5 protein-coding genes are annotated in these 5,052 nt (G+C 64.8%); 3 read left to right on the top strand and 2 right to left on the bottom strand.

Annotated elements, in window-relative coordinates:
* Positions 1 to 570: 570 nt before the first annotated feature.
* Positions 571 to 1,728 carry a class C beta-lactamase gene (gene ampC, locus EOA49_RS30150; RefSeq protein WP_127240727.1) on the bottom strand — a complete coding sequence of 386 codons (1,158 nt, stop codon included), beginning with the start codon at positions 1,726 to 1,728 and terminating at the stop codon, positions 571 to 573.
* A 98-nt stretch (positions 1,729 to 1,826) separates the two neighbouring features.
* On the opposite strand from ampC, the gene EOA49_RS30145 reads away from it, so the two are divergent.
* Positions 1,827 to 2,690, top strand: coding sequence for a LysR family transcriptional regulator (locus EOA49_RS30145; RefSeq protein WP_095801420.1), 864 nt, complete (start codon positions 1,827 to 1,829; stop codon positions 2,688 to 2,690).
* A gap of 38 nt (positions 2,691 to 2,728) precedes the next feature.
* On the opposite strand, the gene EOA49_RS30140 is transcribed toward EOA49_RS30145, so the two are convergent.
* On the bottom strand, positions 2,729 to 3,355 hold the full coding sequence (locus EOA49_RS30140) for a TetR/AcrR family transcriptional regulator (protein ID WP_127240734.1): 627 nt from the start codon (positions 3,353 to 3,355) through the stop codon (positions 2,729 to 2,731).
* A gap of 376 nt (positions 3,356 to 3,731) precedes the next feature.
* Between EOA49_RS30140 and EOA49_RS30135 the strand changes: the two genes are divergently transcribed.
* Positions 3,732 to 4,283 carry a (2Fe-2S)-binding protein gene (locus EOA49_RS30135; protein WP_127240728.1) on the top strand — a complete coding sequence of 184 codons (552 nt, stop codon included), beginning with the start codon at positions 3,732 to 3,734 and terminating at the stop codon, positions 4,281 to 4,283.
* Positions 4,280 to 5,052: FAD binding domain-containing protein (locus EOA49_RS30130; RefSeq protein WP_127243535.1), on the top strand; the 773-nt coding region annotated here is incomplete at its 3' end. The genes EOA49_RS30135 and EOA49_RS30130, both read left to right, overlap by 4 nt.

Raw genomic sequence — 5,052 nt, 5'->3', positions numbered from 1 at the left:
CGCAGGCTCGCCCAAAACATCTTGGCTGCCCATCCCCTCGACAAACCAATCGCCAGCAAGATGCGCAGGGCCAACTGGAGCAAAGACTTCTTCTATGAACTCTTTACTCATATGCGATAGCCCTGCCCTTGCGGGGGAGATGGCCGGCAGGCCAGAGGGGGGTGCGAAGGAACGCTACCGTTGGCCGGATCGGTTCACCGACAGGATGAATGTGGGACTGCCAAGAATTGACAGGCTGGCGGGACAGCACCTCCCTCTGCCCTGCCGGGCATCTCCCCCGCAAGGAGGGAGATTGGCAGTTTCAACGCCTCAAAACATAAACGCCGCCGTCGCCGGGTTTGACCCCGTTCGGCCGTCGGCGCCGCCCAGGCCGCACTATCCTGCGAACGTCTCGACGATGATGCGGGCCATACGCACGATCGGCAAGGATGCGAATGCGCCGGCAAGCGCTGAACGCCGGGTGATCGAGGTCATCTGTTTCTCCATTTTTGGGCAGGTTTTTTGGGGCGCAGGCGGTGCGCCGGTGAAAAGTGGATTGGCCAATCAGCACCGAAGTGACCGGACGAGCGGCTAGTCGGTGAGCCGCGACAGCACCTGGTAGGCCGCCCTGACTCGCGCCTCATTCGGGTAAGCCTTGTTCGCCAGCATGACGATGCCGATCTTCCTCGACGGGACATAGGCGACATAGGCGCCGAAGCCGTTTGTCGAGCCGGTCTTGTTGAGCACCACGTCGGCGCGTGGCGCCATCGGCGGCTCGATCGCAGTTGCAGGATCGGCTGAAGCATACTGGGCATTCCCGGCGACGATCTTCGCCAGGTCGACCGGATAGGGATACTGCTCCCAGATCAGATCCTGGATGAGTTCGCCAGCGCGGAAATAACCGGTGTGGGTGGCTTCGAGCGCGCGTGCGACATCGTCCGGCACCTTGCCGACGCCCATGTTGGCCTCGATGAAGCGGATCATGTCGACTGCGTTCGACTTGATCCCGTAGGCCTCTTCGGCGAGCAATGCCGGGGTGACGCGGACAGGCTTGTCGTTGCGGTTGTAGCCCCAGGCGTAGGATTTCATCTGTGCGGCCGGGACGTTGACGTAAGTTCGCCGCAAGCCGAGTTCCGGCAACAGCCGTTTTTCCATCAGCGCCGGAAAGCTCGCGCCCATCGCCTTGGCGGTGGCCATCCCGAGCAGGCCGATGCTCGGGTTGGCGTAGGTGCGGGTGGTGGCGGCCGCGAATTGCGGCTTCCATTGGCGATAATAGGCGATGAGCTGTTTTTGCGTCTTCACCATATCGGGCAGTTGCAGCGGGAAACCGCCGGCCGTGTGCGTGGCGAGGTCGAGCAGCCTGACGTCGCCCAGCGCGCTGCCCTGAAGCTCGGGCATGTGCTTGCCGACCTTGTCGCCAAGTGCGAGCTTGCCCTCGACCTCGGCATAGGCCGCGAGCGTCGCGGTCAAGGTTTTGCTGATCGAGCCGAGCTCGAACAACGTATCGCGCGTGACGGCTGCCTGGGTGTCCTTCTCGGCCACGCCATAGTCGATGAAGAAGCGCTCGCCGTTCACGGACACGGCGACGGCCATCCCCGGAATGTCGTACTGGGCGATCACCGGCTTCACCGCCTCATCGACGAGCTGCCTTATCTTGGCGTCCTGATCGGCGGCGCGAGCGCCTGACAGGCTGCCCGGCGCGCAGGCGAAGACGACGGCAGCGATGGTGAGACGAAGCCGGCTGCACATGATCTGCTCCCTCTGGATCGGATGAATGCGGGTTTATGACCCCTTCGAACCGGCTACAAACGATGATCGCAACAGCTACAAGATAATCTTGGGCATCGATGGTTCGACCTTACCTGCCGCTCAATGCATTACGGGCCTTCGAGGCGTCGGCCAGGCATCTCAGCTTCACACGTGCCGGCATCGAACTGGCGGTGACGCAGGCCGCCGTTAGCCAGCAGGTTCGATCGCTCGAACAGCGGCTCGGCGTGCAGCTGTTTCGCAGGTTGCCTCGCGGCCTCAAGATCACGGCGGAAGGCGAGGCTCTGCTGCCGATCGTCGGCGACGCCTTCGACCGCCTGGCGCGATCGCTGGAGCGGGTCGGATCTGGAAAACTGCGCGAACCGCTCGTCGTCGGCGCCGTCGGAACCTTCGCCGTCGGCTGGCTGCTTCCGAGACTGGAAGACTTCCGGCGCACCCATCCATTCGTCGAGCTGCGCCTGTCCACCAACAACAACCGCGTCGACCTAGCGGCCGAGGGATTGGATTTTTCGATCCGCTTCGGCAATGGCGCCTGGAATGGACTTGATGCGACGGAACTTTTCGAAGCACCTCTGACGCCGCTTTGCACGCCGGAACTGGCGGCGACGCTTCACGCGCCGCAGGACCTCGGCGCGCTTACCTTGCTGCGCAGCTACCGTCAGGACGAATGGAGCCGCTGGTTCGAGGCCGCCGGCATGGAAGCGCCTGCGAACTTCGCGAGCGCGATCGTCTTCGATTCTTCACTGGCGATGATGGAAGCCGCCGAACAAGGGGCAGGCGTTGCGCTGGCTCCGGCGCTGATGTTTTCGCGACAACTGAGCAAGGGGTCGATAAGGCGCCCTTTCCAGGCCTCCATATCGCTCGGCAGCTACTGGCTGACCAAGCTGAAGTCCAGGGAACCGACCGCCGCGATGTCGGCCTTTGCGGACTGGATCACCAGCTAGGAACCGGACCAGACAAAGCGCTCCCGGCTAGCCGAGCTTCAGCCGGCTTTCGCCGCGTCCGATGCCCCGAACCTCAGCCCATCCATCAAGAGCTTCACCAGCCGCCCCGAGCGGTCCCGCCAGTCGGGCGTGTTGGGGGCGGAGTAGATGCCGCCCAGCGCATGCAGCACGTCCGACGCATCGACGTCGGCGCGGATCTTCCCCGCAGCTGCGGCCTGTTCGACCAGCCCCTTCAGCGCGCCGGATACGCGGCCTGAGGTATCGGAGAACAGCGTCGAGTTGGTGGTGAGCAACAGCCGCAGGCTTGTCGCCAGACCGCGCTTGGTGGCGATATAGTCGACGAAGCGCTGCATCCAGAGTTCCAGCGCCACATCGGCCGGATGAGCGCCGGCAAGTTCCTCGGCCGCATGGCAGAGCGCTTCCACCTCGCGGCGGTAGACCACCTCGACCAGATGCTCGCGCGTCGGGAAATGCCGGTAGAGCGTGCCGATGCCGACTCCTGCCCGCTTGGCGATCTCCTCCAGCGAGGCATCGACACCCTCGGCGGCAAACGCCTGCGCCGCCGCCTCGACAAGCTTGTCGCGGTTGCGCCGCGCGTCGGCGCGCAGCGGCTTTGGCGCCGGCGTTTCAGGCTTTTCGGCAGGCTCCGAGGGCTGTTCAGTCAGTTTTTTCTCCACTGTCGCAATATGGGGCTTGAACCCATGCGGGTCAGCCCCCACGTAAATAAACGGAGGCGCCTCCGTTTTAGTGGAGTTGTCTTATCATATAATCAGGGGAAGCGATATGTCACGGGGTAAGCGCCTAATCTTCCCCCTCGAGGGGGAGATGTCGCCGAAGGCGACAGAGGGGGTCGCCTCGCGTGAAACGCCTTGCTGGCGCGCGACGCGCGAGGGCGTTGGCGCTCTACGTGAGACGACCCCCTCTGCCCTGCCGGGCATCTCCCCCGCAAGGCGGGAGATTAGCTGCTTCGACGCCTTGCCCCTCTCCTCCCAAGCCCCATTTCCCTCCCGCTAGCGTCCAGCAATCGGAGCCCGACGCCTCATGACCAGCCAGACAATCATCGATCCTCCCGACGACGGCCATTTCAGGAACGGCCAGGCCAGCAATGGCGCAAGCCCCACCACCTTGTCCATCCACCTCACCATCAACGGCCGTGACCACGCGCTCGATATCGAGCCGCGGGTTACCCTGCTCGACGCGCTGCGCGAGCGGCTCCACCTCACCGGCACCAAGAAGGGCTGCGACCAGGGCCAGTGCGGCGCCTGCACCGTTCATGTCGACGGTGAGCGGGTGCTGGCCTGCCTGACGCTCGCCGCCCAGGTCGAGGGACGCTCGATCACGACAATAGAAGGGCTCGCCGACGAAGACGGCACGCTGCACGCCGTGCAGGCCGCCTTCCTCGAACAGGACGCCTTCCAGTGCGGCTATTGCACGCCCGGACAGATCATGTCGGCGGTGGCCTGCATCCGCGAGGGCCATGCCGGCTCCGACGAGGAGATCCGCGAATACATGGCCGGCAATCTGTGCCGCTGCGGCGCCTATCCGCACATCGTCGCCGCCGTCCGCCAGGCAGCCGAGGGACTCCGCTCATGAGAGATTTTTCCTATCTTCGCGCCGACAGCGTCGAGGCCGCCCGCAACGCGGCCGCCCTTCCCGGCGCCATGCTGCTTGCCGGCGGCACGACGCTCATCGATCTCGCCAAATGCGGCGTCGCCGAACCGGCCACCGTCATCGACATCAGCCATATCGAAGGGCTCAACGCCATTGATGTAACCGCCGACCGCGCCGTCATCGGCGCGCTGGCCAAGATGAGCCATGTCGCCGACAACGCCGAGGTGAAAAGCCACTTCCCAGCGGTTTCGGAAGCGTTGTGGCAGGCGGCCTCGGCGCAGCTCCGCAACATGGCGACCATCGGCGGCAACCTGATGCAGCGCACGCGCTGTCCCTATTTCCGCGATCCGCAGAATTTCCCGGCCTGCAACAAGCGCGAGCCGGGCAGCGGCTGCTCGGCGATCGGCGGCGTCACGCGCGGCCATGCGGTGCTCGGCACCAGCGAAGCCTGCATCGCCACCTATCCGGGCGATCTTGCCATCGCGCTTGTCGCCTTCGACGCCGAGGTCGATCTTGGCGAGCGGAAGCTGAAGGTCGAGGACTTTTTCCTCGCCCCTGGCGCCACGGCCGAACGCGAGCACGACATCCGCCCCGGCGAACTGATCACGGCCATCGAGATCCCGGGCTCGGCCGCGGCCCGGCGCTCGACCTATCTCAAGGTCCGCGACCGCCAGTCCTATGAGTTCGCGGCGGCGAGCGCTGCCGTCGGACTGGAGCTCGAGGGCGACGGCCGCACCATACGCGACATCCG

The sequence above is a fragment of the Mesorhizobium sp. M1A.F.Ca.IN.020.04.1.1 genome (genome assembly GCF_003997315.1).
Taxonomy (GTDB): domain Bacteria; phylum Pseudomonadota; class Alphaproteobacteria; order Rhizobiales; family Rhizobiaceae; genus Mesorhizobium.
The sequence above is the reverse complement of the archived record's forward strand: the minus strand, read 5'-3'. Positions and strand labels throughout refer to the sequence as shown.